At 67.6% G+C, this 14,971-nt stretch carries 20 protein-coding genes; 12 read left to right on the plus strand and 8 right to left on the minus strand.

The annotated features are described in order from the left end of the window. The first annotated feature begins 114 nt into the window (after positions 1–114). The 5 genes from QZ186_RS09850 to larB are packed head-to-tail and all read left to right on the plus strand — an operon-like array spanning position 115 to position 2,370. Positions 115–351, plus strand: coding sequence for an AbrB/MazE/SpoVT family DNA-binding domain-containing protein (locus tag QZ186_RS09850; protein WP_296416625.1), 237 nt, complete (start codon positions 115–117; stop codon positions 349–351). Continuing rightward, positions 338–727 (plus strand): PIN domain-containing protein, encoded by a 390-nt coding sequence (locus tag QZ186_RS09855; RefSeq protein WP_296416626.1) that lies wholly within the window; start codon positions 338–340, stop codon positions 725–727. The genes QZ186_RS09850 and QZ186_RS09855 overlap by 14 nt, the downstream gene beginning before the upstream one ends. A 52-nt stretch (positions 728–779) precedes the next feature. Continuing rightward, positions 780–1,265 (plus strand): 2-C-methyl-D-erythritol 2,4-cyclodiphosphate synthase, encoded by a 486-nt coding sequence (gene ispF, locus QZ186_RS09860; RefSeq protein ID WP_296416627.1) that lies wholly within the window; start codon positions 780–782, stop codon positions 1,263–1,265. Next, positions 1,262–1,693 (plus strand): TIGR03792 family protein, encoded by a 432-nt coding sequence (locus QZ186_RS09865; protein ID WP_296416628.1) that lies wholly within the window; start codon positions 1,262–1,264, stop codon positions 1,691–1,693. Before ispF ends, QZ186_RS09865 begins: the two co-directional genes overlap by 4 nt. Beyond that, positions 1,690–2,370, plus strand: a complete 681-nt coding sequence (gene larB, locus QZ186_RS09870; RefSeq protein ID WP_296416629.1) for a nickel pincer cofactor biosynthesis protein LarB — start codon at positions 1,690–1,692, stop codon at positions 2,368–2,370. The genes QZ186_RS09865 and larB overlap by 4 nt, the downstream gene beginning before the upstream one ends. Here the strand turns inward: larB and QZ186_RS09875 are convergent. The 6 genes from QZ186_RS09875 to QZ186_RS09900 all read right to left on the minus strand — a co-directional run bounded on the left by QZ186_RS09875 (position 2,342) and on the right by QZ186_RS09900 (position 6,271). Further along, positions 2,342–2,500, minus strand: coding sequence for a hypothetical protein (locus QZ186_RS09875; RefSeq protein ID WP_198001908.1), 159 nt, complete (start codon positions 2,498–2,500; stop codon positions 2,342–2,344). The two genes, larB and QZ186_RS09875, sit on opposite strands and share 29 nt — an antisense overlap. Before the next feature lie 115 nt (positions 2,501–2,615). Further along, positions 2,616–2,780, minus strand: coding sequence for a hypothetical protein (locus QZ186_RS09880; protein ID WP_010315575.1), 165 nt, complete (start codon positions 2,778–2,780; stop codon positions 2,616–2,618). 123 nt (positions 2,781–2,903) lie between these two features. Further along, positions 2,904–3,803 carry a DUF1517 domain-containing protein gene (locus QZ186_RS09885; RefSeq protein ID WP_296416637.1) on the minus strand — a complete coding sequence of 300 codons (900 nt, stop codon included), beginning with the start codon at positions 3,801–3,803 and terminating at the stop codon, positions 2,904–2,906. A gap of 75 nt (positions 3,804–3,878) precedes the next feature. Then, a complete protein-coding gene (thiS, locus tag QZ186_RS09890; RefSeq protein ID WP_247477254.1) occupies positions 3,879–4,085 on the minus strand; it encodes a sulfur carrier protein ThiS in 207 nt (68 codons plus the stop codon). Beyond that, positions 4,082–5,149: a thiamine phosphate synthase gene (locus QZ186_RS09895; protein WP_296416630.1), complete on the minus strand. Its 1,068-nt coding sequence runs from the start codon at positions 5,147–5,149 to the stop codon at positions 4,082–4,084. The genes thiS and QZ186_RS09895 overlap by 4 nt, the downstream gene beginning before the upstream one ends. 150 nt (positions 5,150–5,299) lie before the next feature. Beyond that, on the minus strand, positions 5,300–6,271 hold the full coding sequence (locus QZ186_RS09900) for a bifunctional riboflavin kinase/FAD synthetase (RefSeq protein ID WP_296416631.1): 972 nt from the start codon (positions 6,269–6,271) through the stop codon (positions 5,300–5,302). Between the two features lie 36 nt (positions 6,272–6,307). Here QZ186_RS09900 and QZ186_RS09905 point away from each other — a divergent pair, with 36 nt between their 5' ends. Beyond that, a complete protein-coding gene (locus QZ186_RS09905) occupies positions 6,308–6,883 on the plus strand; it encodes a DUF3611 family protein (RefSeq protein ID WP_247477249.1) in 576 nt (191 codons plus the stop codon). Here QZ186_RS09905 and surE read toward each other — a convergent pair. Beyond that, positions 6,868–7,656 (minus strand): 5'/3'-nucleotidase SurE, encoded by a 789-nt coding sequence (gene surE / locus QZ186_RS09910; RefSeq protein ID WP_296416632.1) that lies wholly within the window; start codon positions 7,654–7,656, stop codon positions 6,868–6,870. The genes QZ186_RS09905 and surE overlap by 16 nt on opposite strands. A gap of 79 nt (positions 7,657–7,735) precedes the next feature. Here surE and pheS point away from each other — a divergent pair, with 79 nt between their 5' ends. Genes pheS through QZ186_RS09930 form a run of 4 tightly spaced genes read left to right on the plus strand, consistent with a single transcriptional unit; the run spans position 7,736 to position 10,795 of the window. Next, positions 7,736–8,743, plus strand: coding sequence for a phenylalanine--tRNA ligase subunit alpha (pheS, locus tag QZ186_RS09915; protein ID WP_247477244.1), 1,008 nt, complete (start codon positions 7,736–7,738; stop codon positions 8,741–8,743). Between the two features lie 36 nt (positions 8,744–8,779). Continuing rightward, positions 8,780–9,685: an NAD(+) kinase gene (locus tag QZ186_RS09920; RefSeq protein WP_010315538.1), complete on the plus strand. Its 906-nt coding sequence runs from the start codon at positions 8,780–8,782 to the stop codon at positions 9,683–9,685. After that, entirely contained in the window at positions 9,685–10,353 is a 669-nt protein-coding gene (locus tag QZ186_RS09925; protein WP_296416633.1) for a response regulator transcription factor, read from the plus strand. The genes QZ186_RS09920 and QZ186_RS09925 overlap by 1 nt, the downstream gene beginning before the upstream one ends. A gap of 4 nt (positions 10,354–10,357) precedes the next feature. Continuing rightward, on the plus strand, positions 10,358–10,795 hold the full coding sequence (locus QZ186_RS09930; RefSeq protein WP_296416634.1) for a DUF192 domain-containing protein: 438 nt from the start codon (positions 10,358–10,360) through the stop codon (positions 10,793–10,795). Here QZ186_RS09930 and cbiE read toward each other — a convergent pair. Then, the gene (gene cbiE / locus QZ186_RS09935) at positions 10,752–11,990 is read right to left on the minus strand and encodes a precorrin-6y C5,15-methyltransferase (decarboxylating) subunit CbiE (RefSeq protein ID WP_296416635.1); all 1,239 of its coding nucleotides are present in this window, start codon (positions 11,988–11,990) and stop codon (positions 10,752–10,754) included. The genes QZ186_RS09930 and cbiE overlap by 44 nt on opposite strands. 22 nt (positions 11,991–12,012) lie before the next feature. Between cbiE and QZ186_RS09940 the strand changes: the two genes are divergently transcribed. After that, on the plus strand, positions 12,013–12,264 hold the full coding sequence (locus QZ186_RS09940; RefSeq protein ID WP_247477238.1) for a hypothetical protein: 252 nt from the start codon (positions 12,013–12,015) through the stop codon (positions 12,262–12,264). Positions 12,265–12,291: 27 nt separating this feature from the next. Beyond that, on the plus strand, positions 12,292–14,805 hold the full coding sequence (locus QZ186_RS09945) for a GH116 family glycosyl hydrolase (RefSeq protein ID WP_296416636.1): 2,514 nt from the start codon (positions 12,292–12,294) through the stop codon (positions 14,803–14,805). Positions 14,806–14,971: the final 166 nt, after the last annotated feature.

Here is a 14,971-nt window from a genome sequence, read left to right on the forward strand (position 1 = left end):
CCCGGCAGCCAGGTCCTGGTGATGGGGCGCGACGGCACCAACCTGCAGGTGCTGCAGGAGGAGCAGCCATCACCAAAGTAAGGCCAGCCGCCTTACTTTGGATGCATGACCAGCGTGACTCTCAGCTCAAAGGGCCAGCTGACCATTCCGCGGCAGCTGCGGGAATCCTTGGGCTTAACCCCTGGAACACGCCTGATGGTGAGTGTTGATCCAAACGGACGCCTGATCCTGGTGCCCTCGCTCTACGAACCAGAGGACCTCTTTCGCGATCGCCCAGCGGTCCAGCGATCCATGACCCTCGAGGACATGGATCGCGCCATCGCCGCTGCTGCCGGCCGTGCGGACGCTTGATACCAACGTTGTGGTGCGGATCTTGATCGGGGATGACCCCGTTCAGACCCCTCTGGCCGAACAAGCGTTTCTCGATGCCATTGCAGCGGGCGGCGCCTTCATTCCCGATGTCGTGCTTGCCGAGGTGGGCTGGGTCCTGCGTGGCTATGGCCTCGAGCGAAGCCAGCGCCATGCCCTGCTGCATCGCCTGGTCCGCACCCGTGGCGTTGCCGTCGTCGATGTCGACGGAGTCATCGATGCCCTCGCCCGATTTCTGCAGGGAGGTGACTTTGCCGATCACCTGCTGCTGGCCCGAGCGAGCAGCCATGGCGCCCTACCGGTGCTCAGCTTCGATCAACGCTTTGCCTGCCATGACGGGGTGGAGATGCTGGGCTGAGCTCTGATCAAAGGCGGCGATAGGGTCGGCGTCCGGATCTTCCTTGTGCCCCATGCAGCTGCGGATCGGCAACGGCTACGACATCCACCGCCTGGTGCCCGGTCGGCCGCTGATCCTGGGCGGGCAGCAGCTGGAGCATCCAGACGGATTGGGGCTCGATGGCCACAGCGACGCCGACGTGCTGGCGCACGCGATCATGGATGCCCTGCTGGGGGCCCTGTCCCTGGGGGACATCGGCAAGTACTTTCCCCCCGACGATCCCAAGTGGAAGGGAGCCGACAGCCTGGTGCTGCTGGAGCAGGTCGTGGCCCTGGTGACCGAGCGGGGTTGGCGCGTGGTCAACGTGGATTCGGTCGTGATCGCCGAGCGCCCCAAGCTCAAGCCCCACATCGACGCCATGCGCAGCGCCATCGCGGCGCGCATGGGACTGGAGCCGGATCAGGTGGGCGTCAAAGCCACCACCAATGAAAAGCTCGGTGCCGAGGGCCGCGAGGAGGGGATCTCCTGCCAGGCCGTGGCGCTGCTGCAACAGCCATGAGGCTGCTCGCTAGGGTCGCGGCACTTGTGCTCTGCCTGGCGATGCTGCTGGCCGGCCATCCCGACGTGGCGATCGCCACCAACGCGAAGCCGGGCGGTCAGCTGGAGGTCGTCGTCGTGGAGCACCTGCGCATCAAGGTGCCGGCCGACGGCCGCGCCGCCTGGCTGCAGGCCGAGCAGGGCAGCTGGGAGCCCTGGCTCGAGCAGCAGGACGGGTACCTCGGCCGTGACCTGCTCTGGGACAGCGAGCGGGAAGAGGGCACCCTGCTGATCCGTTGGGCCAGCCGGGAGCAGTGGAAGGCCATCCCCGAGACGGAGGTGGAGGCGGTGCAGGAGCGCTTTGAGCAACTCGCCCGGGAGGCCACCGGCCAAGGCCAGGGCAATCCCTTTCCCTTGGTCTTTGAAGGGGAACTGATCCCCGCGGCATGAGCGAGCAGGCCCGCCTGGATCTGCAACGCCGCCAACGCCTGGGCATGGCCGAGGCGATCTGGGGAGAGCACAAAACAGCCGAACAGATTGCCGCGATCCTGCAGCGGCAACAGGACAGCGGCGAGCTGGCCCTGGCCACCCGGGTCGATCCCGCCAAAGCCCAGGCCGTCGCCGCGCTGCTCGCCCATGACCCGCAGCTGCAGTTCCACAGCGATGCCCGCTGCCTCAGCCTTGGCGCTGCGGCGGCGGCCCGGCCGGCGCTCGGCGAGGTCCTGGTCCTCAGCGGCGGCACCAGCGATCTCCCCGTCGCCGCCGAGGCGCAGCTCGCCCTGCGATGGCATGGCATCAGCTGCGCAATGGTGCTGGATGTGGGCGTGGCGGGCCTGCACCGGCTGCTGGATCAACTCGAGCGGCTGCGCCAGGCCCGGGTGTTGATCGCCTGCGCCGGCATGGAAGGCGCCCTACCCACAGTCTTGGCGGGCCTACTGCCCCAACCGGTGATCGGAGTGCCGGTCAGCGTTGGCTACGGCGTCAGTGCCGGCGGCCAGGCGGCCCTGCACGGAATGCTGGCCAGCTGCGCTCCGGGCCTGAGCGTGGTGAACATCGACAACGGCTATGGCGCGGCCATGGCCGCCCTGCGGATCCTGCTCAGCAGTGGGGCCGCAGCGGAGCACTGAGCGGGCGCTCGATCTCCAGCACCGCCTCCACCCAGAGACGCATCGAGCGGGGCAGTCGCCCCTGTTCGTAGCGATCCAAGGCCTCCATCAACACGGGGGTGTTCACCCACTGCATCGATCGCCGAGCCATTCACGCAACGCCGGTGCACCGCAGTGTGCTGAGCACCCCCAGGGGGTGCAACTAGCCCAGGCCGAATCTGCGGCTGGCCTTCAGGATTGGCCCCGGCGCAACGCCGCGCTAACCCTCAGACCGCCTCGTGGCGGCTCAGCCACTCCAGCTCGCGGGCCCGCTCTTCGCTCTCCACCTTGTTCAGGCGGCTGAGCAGGGCCTGCAGATCCACGCCGGCCAATTCACCGTTGGCCTGCCACTTCATGGCGGAGGTCTCGGCGGTGTGGCGCGGGGTGGACACGGTCTGAAATTGAAGTCTTCAGACCCTACAAATTGAACCCATTGCTTAACAACGGGTTTTGGCGATCAAGAGCCGAAGAGATTCTTTAGTTCCTCAATTCTTGAGGAAATCCGAAGAGCCCAATCAGAGGTGCTTCAGCTGCGGATAAGCCGTAATCAGCTCATCAGCACTCAGCACATCACCCGCCCCTTCCGGCTGCCAGATCACTTCCAAAGCCAGCAGTTGACTGGACGGAACCGAACCCAGGATGCGCAGGGTCTCGCGCAAGTCCTCGGAGCCATTCACCGGCTTGAGGGTCAGGCGGCTGCGGCTGGCCACCAGCAGGGTGACGGCGATGTAGTCGCTGACGGCATCGGCATCACCGGCCGGTCCACCGCTATTGGCGCTAACCGTTCCCGAGACGTTGCTGGTGACCTCGCTGCGCAGCTTGCTGCGCTCGGTCATCGAGAGGCGATTGAAGGTGGATTCCGCAGCCTGGAAGGGAACCTGCCCCACCTCAGCGTTGGCATAGACCCAGAGATCCGGCTGGCGCAGCAAGGCCAAGGTGCTGTCCTGCAGGACCCGCTGCAGGCCGCTGCTGGTGCTGGTGTCGGCACTGCCGGCGAGCTGTCTCAGGTCCTGCTGCAGCTCCCGCGCCGAAGCCAACAGACCCACCTGCAATTGGGCGATCGAAACCGGGCCATCGCTTGGCGCGCGATCGATGGCACCGCCCTGCATGCCCGCCGGCAGGGAGCCGCCGCCACCGCCACCGCGCACCGCGTTCACCAGCAGACCGACCACGGCCATCAGGATCAGGAAGCCAAACAGGCCGCCGCCACCAAAGAAGAAGGGCACTACGAAGGGGAAGCCGAAGCCGCCGCCATAGCCGCGCTGGTAGCCGCCACCGCGATAACCGCCGCCCCCGCCATAACTCCGTGGCATGGGAGCGGAGCGGAAGCTGCCGCCGCCGATGCGACCGCCACTGGCTGCCTGGCTGGCCTGAGGCATCGCCAGCAGGAGTGTGAGCACCAGGGCTGGAACCATCAAGCCGCTGAGCAGCCGTCTCACGAGCGAGGAGGGACGTGAAGCGGCCACGGCAGAGCTCTAGCTCGATGGAATCTAAGAACCCCCGCCGACGATGGTGACCACCTCCAGACCATCGGCTTCCCGAACCGGCTGCTCAGCCCAGCGGGCGCGAGGCAGGATCTCGCCGTTGAACTCCACCACCACCAGTTGGGGGCGGTAGCCGAGGTGCTCCAGCATCTGCACCAGGTTCAAGCCCTCCGGGCAGCTGGTGGTTTCGCCGTTGACCCGAATCTCAATCATTCCCCCAGGACCTCCAACAGCTCGCGGGCGGCCTGGGCGGGATCGGCCGCCTCAGTGATCGCCCGCACGACGGCCACCTGGGTGGCACCGGTGGCCAGCACCGAGGGAAGGTTGTCCTTCTCAATGCCGCCGATCGCAAAGAAGGGAATGGCGCTCTCCGCAGCGGCCTGGCGGACGTAATCCAATCCCACCGGCTGACGGCCGGGCTTGGTCGGCGTGGCGTTCACTGGTCCAACGCCGACGTAATCACAGCCATCGCGCATGGCCTGCTGCAGCTGCGCCAGGGCATGGGTGCTGCGGCCAATCAACTTCTCCGGCCCCAGCAGTTGCCGCGCCAGGGCCGGCGGCAGATCCCCCTGGCCCAGATGCACGCCATCGGCATCCACCGCCAGGGCGATGTCGATGCGGTCGTTCACCAGGAACAGGGCCCCGTGGCGACTGCAGAGCTGCCGCAGCGCCTGGGCCTGCTGCAGGCGCACGGCATCGGTGATCGGCTGGCCATCGGGACCCAGGCTTCCGTCCTTGGCGCGGTACTGGACCAGGCGAACGCCGCCCTCCAGGGCCGCCTCCACCACGGCCTCCAGCCGAGGCGAGGGACTGGTCACCAGGTAGAGCCGCGCCGCCCGCAGCCGCTCCCGCCGCTCCTGCCCGCCGGCACTGGCTCGCATCACATCCACCTCCAGGTCATAGAGGGCATAGCGAACCGCCGCGGCCTCCTCAGCCAGGCGATCATCCACGCCACGGCCGAATTCCTCCAGGACCCGCAGGGCTTCCTGCACCCGACCGCAGTTCGCCGCGACCACTGCCTGGGGTTGCTCCCGCTCCCGCTGGGCGGGATGCGCCATGCCCGTCGCCACATCACCCGCCGCGTCGCGGGCCCGCTTGTAGCGCTCGTCATGCAAGCGGCCCAGGCGTTGGCGCATGTCCTTGCTGCGGGCCACCAGATCCGCCCGATCCAGGCCAAAGCGACACCAGTCCTCGATCACCCGCAGCCCTTCACGGGCGCGGTCCAGGTTGGCGTCCAGCAACCGCAACACCGCAGCCGGCTGTTCAGGTGTGGTCATGGCGTCTGCACGGGCAGGACTCTCTGCTTAGGTTTGTGGCGCAAACCAAAAGGAATGGCGATGGCCCAGGGCGAATCCGACAGCCCAATGGTGGTGCTGATCTCAGGGATTCTGCTGCTGGGGGCGATCGCCGCCTTCATCGGCTGGGGCCTAACCAACGCCTACCCCGGCAGCTGACTCCAACAGCGCCGCGGCACTCTCTGCATCGCGCTGGATCTGCTGGACCAGGGCCTCGAGGTTCTCGAAGCGCTGCTGGCTGCGCAGCAGCTGCACCGGCTCCACCAGCAGCTCCCTGCCGTTGAGATCCAGAGTCCGGCCGAGCAGATGAACCTCAACGGCCGATGGGGCCGTGGGATCCACCGTGGGCTGCGGGCCCAGGTTCATCACCGCCGCCAGCCGTTCCTCACCGAGCCAGGCCCAAGCGGCATAGACCCCCTCGAGGGGCAAAAACTTGCGGCCATCCACCTGCAGGTTGGCCGTGGGCCAACCCAGCTGACGTCCTAGGCCGCGGCCGCTGACCACGCTGCCCCCAAAGCGATAGGGACGGCCCAGCAGCCGGGTGGCCTCCAGCAGATCTCCTGCCGCCAGGGCACGTCGGATGCGACTGCTGCTGAATTGCTCCTCCCCCTCGGCCAGCAGGGGTTGGATCTGAACCTCGATGCCCCGTTCAGCGCCGAGCTGCTGAAGGGTTGTGGTCGTGCCGCTGCGGCCTGCGCCAAAGCGGAAGTTGGCGCCCACCACCACCAGGCCGGCCTGGAGCTGCTCGTGCAGCACCTGCTGCACGAAAGCCTCGGGGGAGAGAGCCGCCAGCTCGCGGGTGAAGGGCACGAGCACCAACTGCTCGATCCCCAGGGGCTCCAGCAGGGCCAATTTCTCGCTGGGCAAATCCAGCCGCAGCCGCGCCTCGGCGAAGAGCACCTCCCGGGGGTGCGGCCAGAAGCTGACCACCGTCGGCACCAGATGCCGTTGGGCGGCGCGTTCGGTGACGGCCGCGATCACGCTGCGATGCCCCGGGTGCAGACCGTCAAAGCTGCCGAGGGCCACCGCCGTCGGCCCCTTCGCCTGCCCTGGCTCGAGCGCTGCAATCACAACCAAAAGCGCTCGAGGCCTCGCCAGAGGCATTCTCCCATGGCAGGTTTGGGCATCCCCCCACGTCCCATGGCCGATCGCCTCGACTTTCAGCTGCTCTCCCTAGGGCTGAGGCGGATGGCCTGGATCCGCTTCTGGACGCAAACCGCCCTGGGGATCGTGGTCGTGGGGGTGCTGCTCTTCAACAACATCGGCGGCAGCCTGGCCCGCAATTCCGAGCGGGCCCTGGGTCTAGGACCGGGCCTCTCCCTGACGACCCTGTCCTTCTTTGTGTTGCTCTACAGCCTCTGGCAGGGCTGGTTGATCGTGCGGCTCGGGCGGGCCTTAGGCAGCGGCGCGAAGCCCAGCCGCAGCGAAGCCGGAAAGCTGATCAAACGCGGCCTGCTGGCGGATGTGCTCGGGCTGGTCTTTGCCTCCGTGGGCTATCAGTCCCTGGCCGGCAGCCTGTTTGTCCAGGCCTCGCTGCAGGCCCCCGGCTTTTTTGGCTCTCCGGTGGGGGGCACCAGCGCCCGCAGCCTGGTGGGCTATCCGATCACCTCCATTGAGATGCTCTCGGTGCTGAGCAACACCCAGGTGCTCTTCGCCCACACCATCGGTCTGATCTTCTCGCTCTGGTTCCTGCAGCGGATCTACCGCTCGAAGTGAGGCGGCTTAAGGGCTGAGAGGTCTCCGCGCCAGAACAACTCCGGCTGCAGTGGGGTCAGCGAGACACCGCCTGCGGCCACATGGGCCACATCGATGGGCCACTCCTTGGGACCGGCGACTTCGGCCTCGAGGTCATTGGCGACCTCACCGGCCAACCAGAAGTAGGTGCGGCCGCGGGGGTCAGCGCGCTTGACGAATTGGTCGGTGTAGCGGCGAACGGCCTTTCTGCACCAGCGCAGTTGCCCGATGGACTCCAGCGGCAGGGCCGGGACATTCAGGTTGAGGAGCATGCCCTTGTCCCAGTCCTCGCGGCGGCTCTGCTCGGCCACATCCAGAGCAATGCGCGCCGACGCCCCAAAGTCGCGCCACTTGTAATCGGCGCAGCTCACCGCCAGGGCGGGCAGGCCTTCGATGGTTCCCTCCATCGCCGCACTGACCGTGCCGGAATACAGGGTGTCGGTGCCCAGGTTGGGGCCGTGGTTGATGCCCGAGAGGACCATGTCAGGCCACTCCTCAAGCAGGGCAAAGAGGCCCAACTTGACGCAATCGCTGGGGGTGCCGCTGCAGGCCCAGGCGGTGACACCCTCCGCAAAGAGCTCGTCGGCCCGCTCGGCCCGCAGGGGGGTTTGCAGGGTCAGGCCATGGCCCGTAGCGGAGCGCTCCTGATCGGGGCAGACCACCGTGACCTGATGACCGCGCCGCAGGGCCTCAGCCGCCAGGGCACGGATGCCATCAGCGAAGACGCCATCGTCATTACTGATCAGGATCCGCACAGTGCCCTCACGCCTGGCCTGAGGCTAAGGGGCCTGAAACAGGCGTCTACCTAAAGTCGGCGCTCGTTGAAGTCGATCCTTGAGCGCCACCGTCAGCCTGCAGCAGCTCACCGATCAACTCGATCAGCTGGAGGCCCAGGCTGCCCAAGAGATCGCCGCCGCCGCGGATGCCGCAGCCCTCGAGGAGCTGCGGGTGGGCCTGCTGGGCAAGAAGGGTCGGCTCTCCGGGGTGCTCGGAGCGATGGGCAAGCTGCCCGGCGATGAGCGGCCGGTGGTCGGTCAGCGGGCCAACGTGCTCAAGGAGCAGGTGCAGAGCCTGCTGAGCGATCGCCTGCAGGCGGTGAAGAGCGCCGCGATGGCCGAGCGCATCGCCAGCGAGACCCTGGACGTGACCATGCCGGCCAGCTTCACGCCGGTGGGGCACCGCCACCCCCTGATCAGCACGATCGAAGAAATCGTCGATATCTTCTCGGGCCTCGGCTACCAGGTGGAAGAAGGACCTGAGATCGAGAGCGACTTCTACAACTTCACCGCCCTGAACATCCCCGAGCACCACCCGGCCCGGGACATGCAAGACACCTTTTATCTGGGCGATCACCAGCTGCTGCGCACCCACACCTCTCCGGTGCAGATCCGCCACCTGGAGAACAACGCCCCGCCGATCCGCATCATTGCCCCGGGGCGCGTCTATCGCCGGGATGCCGTAGATGCCACCCACTCGCCGGTCTTCCACCAGGTGGAGGTACTGGCCATCGATGAGGGACTGGACTTCAGCCATCTGCGCGGCACGGTGACGTCCTTCCTGCAGCAGTTCTTCGGCGATCTGCCGGTGCGCTTCCGCGCCAGCTACTTCCCCTTCACCGAACCCTCAGCCGAGGTGGATGTGCAGTGGCGCGGCCGCTGGCTCGAGGTGATGGGCTGCGGCATGGTCGACCCCGCCGTGCTCCAGGGCATGGGCATCGACCCCGAGCGCTACAGCGGCTTCGCCGCCGGCCTGGGGGTGGAGCGCTTCTGCATGGTGCGCCACGGCATTGATGACATCCGCCGCTTGTTTACGAGCGATCTGCGCTTCCTCGAACAGTTCTGATCCCCATAAACTCTGGGGGACCACCTGAGCTGCTCCTTGCCCTGCGTCGGACTGATCATTAACGACGGCAAGGACCTGGCCCTGTCCACCGCCGACACGATTGAGGCCCGCCTGAAGCAGGCGGGCTACGACGTGCTGCGCGCCAGCAGTGCCGCCGGAATGGTGGGTTTCGCCAATCCTGAGCAACACCTGCGCAGCAAGGGCCACGTTGCCTGCGTCCCGCCCCACTTCGAAGCCGGGATGGACATGGCCATGGTGCTGGGGGGCGATGGCACGGTGCTCTCGGCCACCCGGATGACGGCACCGATCGACGTGCCGATCCTGACGATCAACACCGGCCACCTGGGCTTCCTGGCTGAGACCTACCTGCCCAAGCTCGAGGAGGCCCTCGAGCAGGTGATCGCCGGTCAATGGACGGTGGAGGAACGCACCACCTTGGTGGTGACCGTGATGCGCGGGGACCAGCGCCGCTGGGAACTGCTCTGCCTGAACGAGATGGCCCTGCACCGCGAGCCGATCACCTCGATGTGCCATTTCGAGATCGCCGTGGGACGCCATGCCCCGGTGGACATCGCCGCCGATGGCGTGATCCTCTCCACCCCGACGGGCTCCACCGCCTATGCGCTGAGCGCCGGCGGACCGGTGATCAGCCCCGACTGCCCGGTGCTGCAACTCACCCCGATTGCGCCCCACTCCCTGGCGTCACGGGCCCTGGTCTTCAGCGATCAGGAGCCGGTGACGGTCTTCCCCGCCACCCCGGAGCGGCTGATGATGGTGGTGGACGGCAGCGCCGGTTGCTACGTCTGGCCGGAGGATCGGGTGCTGATCCGCCGCAGTGAGCACCCAGTGCGCTTTGTGCGCCTGGCGGACCATGAGTTTTTCCAGGTGCTGCGCAACAAGCTCGGCTGGGGCCTGCCGCACGTGGCCAAGCCCGGCGCTTGATGGGCGACATCTGCGTCCTGCTGCTGGGGGAGACGTCCGAGGCCCTCGCCGAGCGTCTGAGCGCCTCGGGGTACAGCCCACTGATCGGCAAACGCGGCCTGCAACAGGCCAGCCAGGGCGGGTGTGAGCTGGTGGTGCTCTCGGCCGAGTGGGGAGCGCGGATTCAGGAGTTGCGCGCCCACCTCGGGGCGCTTCCGATGCTGCTGGACATCGTCGAGGACAGTGTTCCCGCCCGCTCCCAGGTGCTGATCGAGGGGGGCGATGACTTCTGGCTGTCCTCCGCGGGCGCCAGTGACCTGCTGACCCGGCTGCGGGTGCATCTGAAATTGCAGGACAAGCAACGGCCGCCGCGGGATCTGCTGCAACTGGGGGACCTCTCGATCGTCCCCAGCCGCCATGAGGTGCGCCGCAATGGCCAAACCATCGCCCTAACCGCGCGGGAGTACGCCCTGCTGGAGCTGCTGATGCGGCATGCCCGCGAGGTGGTCAGCCGCGAACGGATCCTGGCGACGGTCTGGCGGGATCAGCAGGGCGCCGCCAGCAACGTGATCGAGGTCTACGTGCGCTACCTGCGGCAAAAACTCGAGACCGGCGGCGGCAAGCGCCTGATCCACACCGTGCGCGGCCGGGGCTACTGCCTCAGCGACGGCCCTCCCCAACTGGGCTAGGGCGATGCCAACTCCCGCTCTGCCGCCCCAGCAACTACCGATCGAGGCCCAGTGGTGCCTTGAGGAGAAGCAGCCCTGCATTGCCCTCGAGGTGGCCCGCAGCCAAGAGCAACAGCGGCGAGGGCTGCAGGGCCGCCCGCCCTTGGCTCCGCTGCGGGGCATGTGGTTCCCCTTCCCCAAGCCGCAACCCCTGCGCTTTTGGATGCACAAGACCCCGGCCTCCCTCGACATGGTCTTCCTCAACGGCAACCGGGTGATCGCCATTGAGCCCGAGACGACTCCCTGCCCGCACCTGCCCTGCCGCAGCTATGGCCCCGTGGAGCCAGGGGATGGGGTCGTGGAACTCGGGGCAGGAGAAGCCAAACGCCTGGGCCTGCGGGTGGGGATGCCGGTGGTGATTAGCCCGATCCCTTCTGTCCCCGCAGGATCAACACCGGATTAAGGGGCGCCAGCCGCGTGCCATCGGCCAGGGCCGCACCGCGCCAGGCCTGGTGCTGACTGATGCTCACCGTGAGGCCAGCACCCGCGAGAACAGGACGCAACTCCGCCAGGGCTTCAACGGTGGCCAGGGGGATCACGACGATGCCAGCGGGCTTCAGCCGATCCAGAACGGCCCGCAGCAGCGCCGCCCGATCACGGCCGCCGCCGCCGATCAAGACGCGGTCGGGGTCCGGTAACTCGGAGAGGGCCTCGGGCGCCCGGCCTTCGATCACACCCGCGGGAACCACCCCCAGTCGCTGGGCATTGGCGCGGATCAACTCCGCCGAACCGCCGCGCTGCTCCAGCGCCCACAGCTGCAGGCCAGGCCGCAGCCGCAAGGCCTCCAGACCAATCGAGCCGACTCCAGCGCCGAGATCCCAAAGAACGCCAGCGGCCGGCAGCTCCAACTCGGCCAAGAGCTGAACACGCACCTCCCGCTTGGTCATCAGCCCCGGCCGATCGGGGTGCTGCAGGTAGGCGCCATCGGCAATGCCGAGTAGGGGCAGGGATTCCGCCGGCAGGGGGGCCGGCACCTCCGCCAGCAACACCACCAGATGCAGCGGGTCGAGATCAGCCGGCAGCGCAGCCGAGGGGGCCAGCCGCTGGACCCGCTCCCCCGGATGCCCAAGCCGCTCACAGAGCCAGAGGCCATAGGCCTGCTCCAGACCCGAGGCGCGCAGCAGCTCACGCACTTCTGTGACCCCACCGCGGCTGGGGTCGGTCAGCACCGCCAGGGCCTCTGGCCGCTGCTGCAGGCGCGCAGCCAAGGCGCCGGGATCACGGCCGTGCAGGCTGATCCAAGTGGCGTTCTGCCAGGGGCGCGCCAGGCGCGAGAAGGCCAGCTGCAGGGAGCAGGGAGCCGGATGAAACCGCAAGCGCTCGGCACCAAGGCCCTGAATCAGCAGCCGGCCGATGCCAAACCAGAGGGGGTCTCCACTGGCCAGCACCACGGCCTGCCCCTGCCCCTGAAGCTGATCGAGTAGGGCGCTGGGCTGGTCACTGGCAATCAGCCGCGCACCACTCCAGCCGTCCCAGGCCGTCAGGGCGTCATGCAGACGCAGGGGCGCCGCCACCAAGGGGGCCTGGCGCAACAACTGCTGCTTGTCGAGGGGCAGCGATGCCGGAGCGCCCGCGTCGGTGCCAATCACCTCAATCATGGGTGCATTCTGCTGCTGAGCGATGAACCCCTCCGATCGCCGTCAACGCCTGCATGACTTGGTCGTCGCCCTGATCGCGCAACAGGGCGACCTGGACCTGCTGGATGACGACAACAGCGGCAGCCTGGCCGTGGCCCAAGGCAACCCCGCTGGCTGGCTGGAGCGCAACCGCCGGGTGGTGCAGCGCTACCAGGCCTTGGTGCGCTCCGCCGCCACCCTGGATGCCCTGGTGGAACAGGAGGCCAACGAACGGGCCAACCCCTCTCAACTCTGACAAGCTGGCGGCACTATTAGCTGCCCCATGGCGCGCCTCGGCCTCTCCGCCCTGAAGTCCCTGCTGCGCCGCACCGGCCTCAGTCGCGCCTCACGCCCCTCCACCTGGCAGCCCCCGGCCGCAAGCTGGAGCCGAGCCTTCGGTCAGGGCTGGGCGTCGCCCTACACCGTTCGCTACGCCAGCAACCTGGACGACGGCCCGAACCATGGGATGCCCCTCGGCGGCTTTGGCGCCGGCTGCATCGGCCGCGCCCCTGATGGCTCCTTCAACCTCTGGCACCTCGATGGCGGCGAGCACTGGTTCGGCGTGCTGCCCGACTGCCAGTTCTCGCTCTTTGAAAGCAACGGGACAGAGCAACGGGCCCACGCCCTGGCGGTGAAGCCCAACCGGGATGACTCACGCCCCGAAGCCGCAGACCCCCTCTCCAGCTGGAGCTGGTATCCCGCCAGCAGTGAGCAACGCCAAACCGGCACCTACGCCGCGCGCTATCCGCTGAGCTGGAGCCACTACCAAGGGGTCTTCGAGGCCGAGGTCAGCTGCGAGGCCTTCAGCCCGATCCTCCCCGGCAACTATCAGCAGACCAGCTACCCGCTGGCGACGTTCGTCTGGACCCTGCGCAACCCCACGCGCCAGGCCCTGGACCTCTCGCTGATGCTGAGCTGGCGCAACACCTGCGGCTGGTTCACCAACACCGATTCATCGGCAGAGGTGCACTTCCGCGATGACGGCAGCCCCGAGCACAACTACGCCCCGGCCATCGGCAAGAGCGAGGGCCATCGCAACGATTGGATCGACGACGGCTCGCTCAAGGGAGTCGTCCTAGGGGGTGATGTCTCCTCTCCGGTCGCCGAAGGGGAAGGGCAGTGGTGCATCGCGACGCAGGAGCAAGCCGGCGTGAGCATCCAACGCTGCAGCCGCTGGAATCCCCAGGGCGACGGCTCGGAGCTCTGGGGCAGCTTCAGCCGCGATGGCTCGATCCCCGAGAGCAATAACAACCGCCGCAGTGGAGCAGCCGAGCCCGTCAGCGCGGCCCTGGCGGTGCGCTGCCGCCTGGAGCCCGGCCAGAGCATCGAGATCCCGGTGGTGATCAGCTGGGACCTGCCGGTCACGGCCTTCGCCACCGGCACCAGTGCCCTGCGGCGCTACACCGACTTCTTTGGCGCCAGCGGCAAGAACGCCGCCGCCATCGCCGCCGAAGGTCTGCGGGACTGGCGCAGCTGGCGCCAACAGATCGAGGCCTGGCAACAACCGGTGCTGGAGCGCAGTGATCTGCCCGAGCCGCTGCGGATGGCGCTCTTCAACGAGCTCTACGACCTCTGCAGCGGCGGCAGCCTCTGGAGTGCCGCCAGCCGCGAAGATCCCGTCGGCCGATTCGGGGTGCTGGAGTGCCTGGACTACGCCTGGTACGAGAGCCTGGACGTGCGGCTCTATGGCTCCCTGGCGCTGCTGCAGCTCTGGCCGGAGCTCGACAAGGCGGTGCTGCGCAGCTTTGCCCGGGCCATCCCCGCGGCCGATGCCACGCCACGGCCGATCGGCTGGTATTTCACCCAGGGCAAGGGGCGCGTGGAAGCCGCCCGCAAGGTCAAAGGCGCCACACCCCATGACCTGGGGGCGCCGAACGAAAAGCCCTGGGATGCCACGAACTACACGGCCTACCAGGACTGCAACCTCTGGAAGGACCTCGCCAGCGACTACGTGCTGCAGGTCTGGCGCACCTTCAAGCTCGCCCCCAACGGCGAGGACCTGCGCTTCCTGGCGGACTGCTGGCCGGCCGCGGTGGAAGCCCTGCGTTATCTCAAGACCTTCGACATCAACAACGACGGCCTACCCGACAACGGCGGCGCTCCGGATCAGACCTTTGATGACTGGCCGCTCAAGGGCGTCAGCGCCTACTGCGGCGCCCTCTGGATTGCGGCGCTCGAGGCCGCCCTGGCGATCGCCCAGCAGCTGCAACTCAGCACCGGCCTAGACACCTCGGCCGAGCAACAGGAATTCAGTGGTTGGCTGGCGCAGGCGCGGGGGAACTTCGACAGGCTCCTCTGGAACGGCGAGTACTACGACATCGATGCCGAGAGCGGCACGCCGGTGGTGATGGCTGATCAGCTCTGCGGCGATTTCTATGCCCGCCTGCTGGGCCTGGAGCCGGTGGTGAGCGAGGCCAACAGCCGCAGCACCCTCAATGCCGTCAAGGACTCCTGCTTCGAGAAGTTCGAGGGCGGCAGCCTGGGCGTTGCCAATGGCCTGCGCCGCGATGGCACCCCCCTGGATCCCAACGGCACCCACCCGCTGGAGGTCTGGACCGGGATCAACTTCGGCATCGCCAGTTACTTCCGGCTGATGGGCGAGACCGAGACCGCCCTGGCGATCACCTCAGCGGTGGTCAACCAGGTGTATTCCGGCGGCCTGCAGTTCCGCACCCCCGAGGCGATCACGGCCGTGAACACCTTCCGCGCCTGCCACTACCTGCGGGCCATGGCCATCTGGGGGGTCTGGGCCACCCACACCGACTGGCAGCGGATCCCGGGGGCGGAGCGGGGCTAAGCGGAACCACAACTCGGTTCCATACGCTGGCCTCAGAGCAATGGTGTTATGGCACTACTTCGTGTTGCCCTCTCCCTGCTGATCGGCGGGGTAATCGCCTTGGGATTGGGCCAACCCGCCAACGCCCAGGTGCACCTGCACCCCGATGAGAACGGCACGGAGATCG

This window comes from Vulcanococcus sp. DEBay_Sum29NL08_54 (genome assembly GCF_017859255.1).
GTDB lineage: Bacteria > Cyanobacteriota > Cyanobacteriia > PCC-6307 > Cyanobiaceae > Vulcanococcus.

Excerpts from the sequence above, each read along its gene's own strand:
- QZ186_RS09875 (WP_198001908.1), bottom strand. The coding sequence starts at position 2,500 with ATGGCTCGGCGATCGATGCAGTGGGTGAACACCCCCGTGTTGATGGAG.
- QZ186_RS09865 (WP_296416628.1), top strand. The coding sequence starts at position 1,262 with ATGAGGCTGCTCGCTAGGGTCGCGGCACTTGTGCTCTGCCTGGCGATG.
- QZ186_RS09895 (WP_296416630.1), bottom strand. The coding sequence starts at position 5,149 with ATGACCACACCTGAACAGCCGGCTGCGGTGTTGCGGTTGCTGGACGCC.
- QZ186_RS09885 (WP_296416637.1), bottom strand. The coding sequence starts at position 3,803 with ATGGTTCCAGCCCTGGTGCTCACACTCCTGCTGGCGATGCCTCAGGCC.
- QZ186_RS09905 (WP_247477249.1), top strand. The coding sequence starts at position 6,308 with ATGGCCGATCGCCTCGACTTTCAGCTGCTCTCCCTAGGGCTGAGGCGG.
- QZ186_RS09925 (WP_296416633.1), top strand. The coding sequence starts at position 9,685 with ATGGGCGACATCTGCGTCCTGCTGCTGGGGGAGACGTCCGAGGCCCTC.
- ispF (WP_296416627.1), top strand. The coding sequence starts at position 780 with ATGCAGCTGCGGATCGGCAACGGCTACGACATCCACCGCCTGGTGCCC.
- QZ186_RS09940 (WP_247477238.1), top strand. The coding sequence starts at position 12,013 with ATGAACCCCTCCGATCGCCGTCAACGCCTGCATGACTTGGTCGTCGCC.
- QZ186_RS09900 (WP_296416631.1), bottom strand. The coding sequence starts at position 6,271 with ATGCCTCTGGCGAGGCCTCGAGCGCTTTTGGTTGTGATTGCAGCGCTC.
- thiS (WP_247477254.1), bottom strand. The coding sequence starts at position 4,085 with ATGATTGAGATTCGGGTCAACGGCGAAACCACCAGCTGCCCGGAGGGC.
- cbiE (WP_296416635.1), bottom strand. The coding sequence starts at position 11,990 with ATGATTGAGGTGATTGGCACCGACGCGGGCGCTCCGGCATCGCTGCCC.
- QZ186_RS09930 (WP_296416634.1), top strand. The coding sequence starts at position 10,358 with ATGCCAACTCCCGCTCTGCCGCCCCAGCAACTACCGATCGAGGCCCAG.
- QZ186_RS09945 (WP_296416636.1), top strand. The coding sequence starts at position 12,292 with ATGGCGCGCCTCGGCCTCTCCGCCCTGAAGTCCCTGCTGCGCCGCACC.
- larB (WP_296416629.1), top strand. The coding sequence starts at position 1,690 with ATGAGCGAGCAGGCCCGCCTGGATCTGCAACGCCGCCAACGCCTGGGC.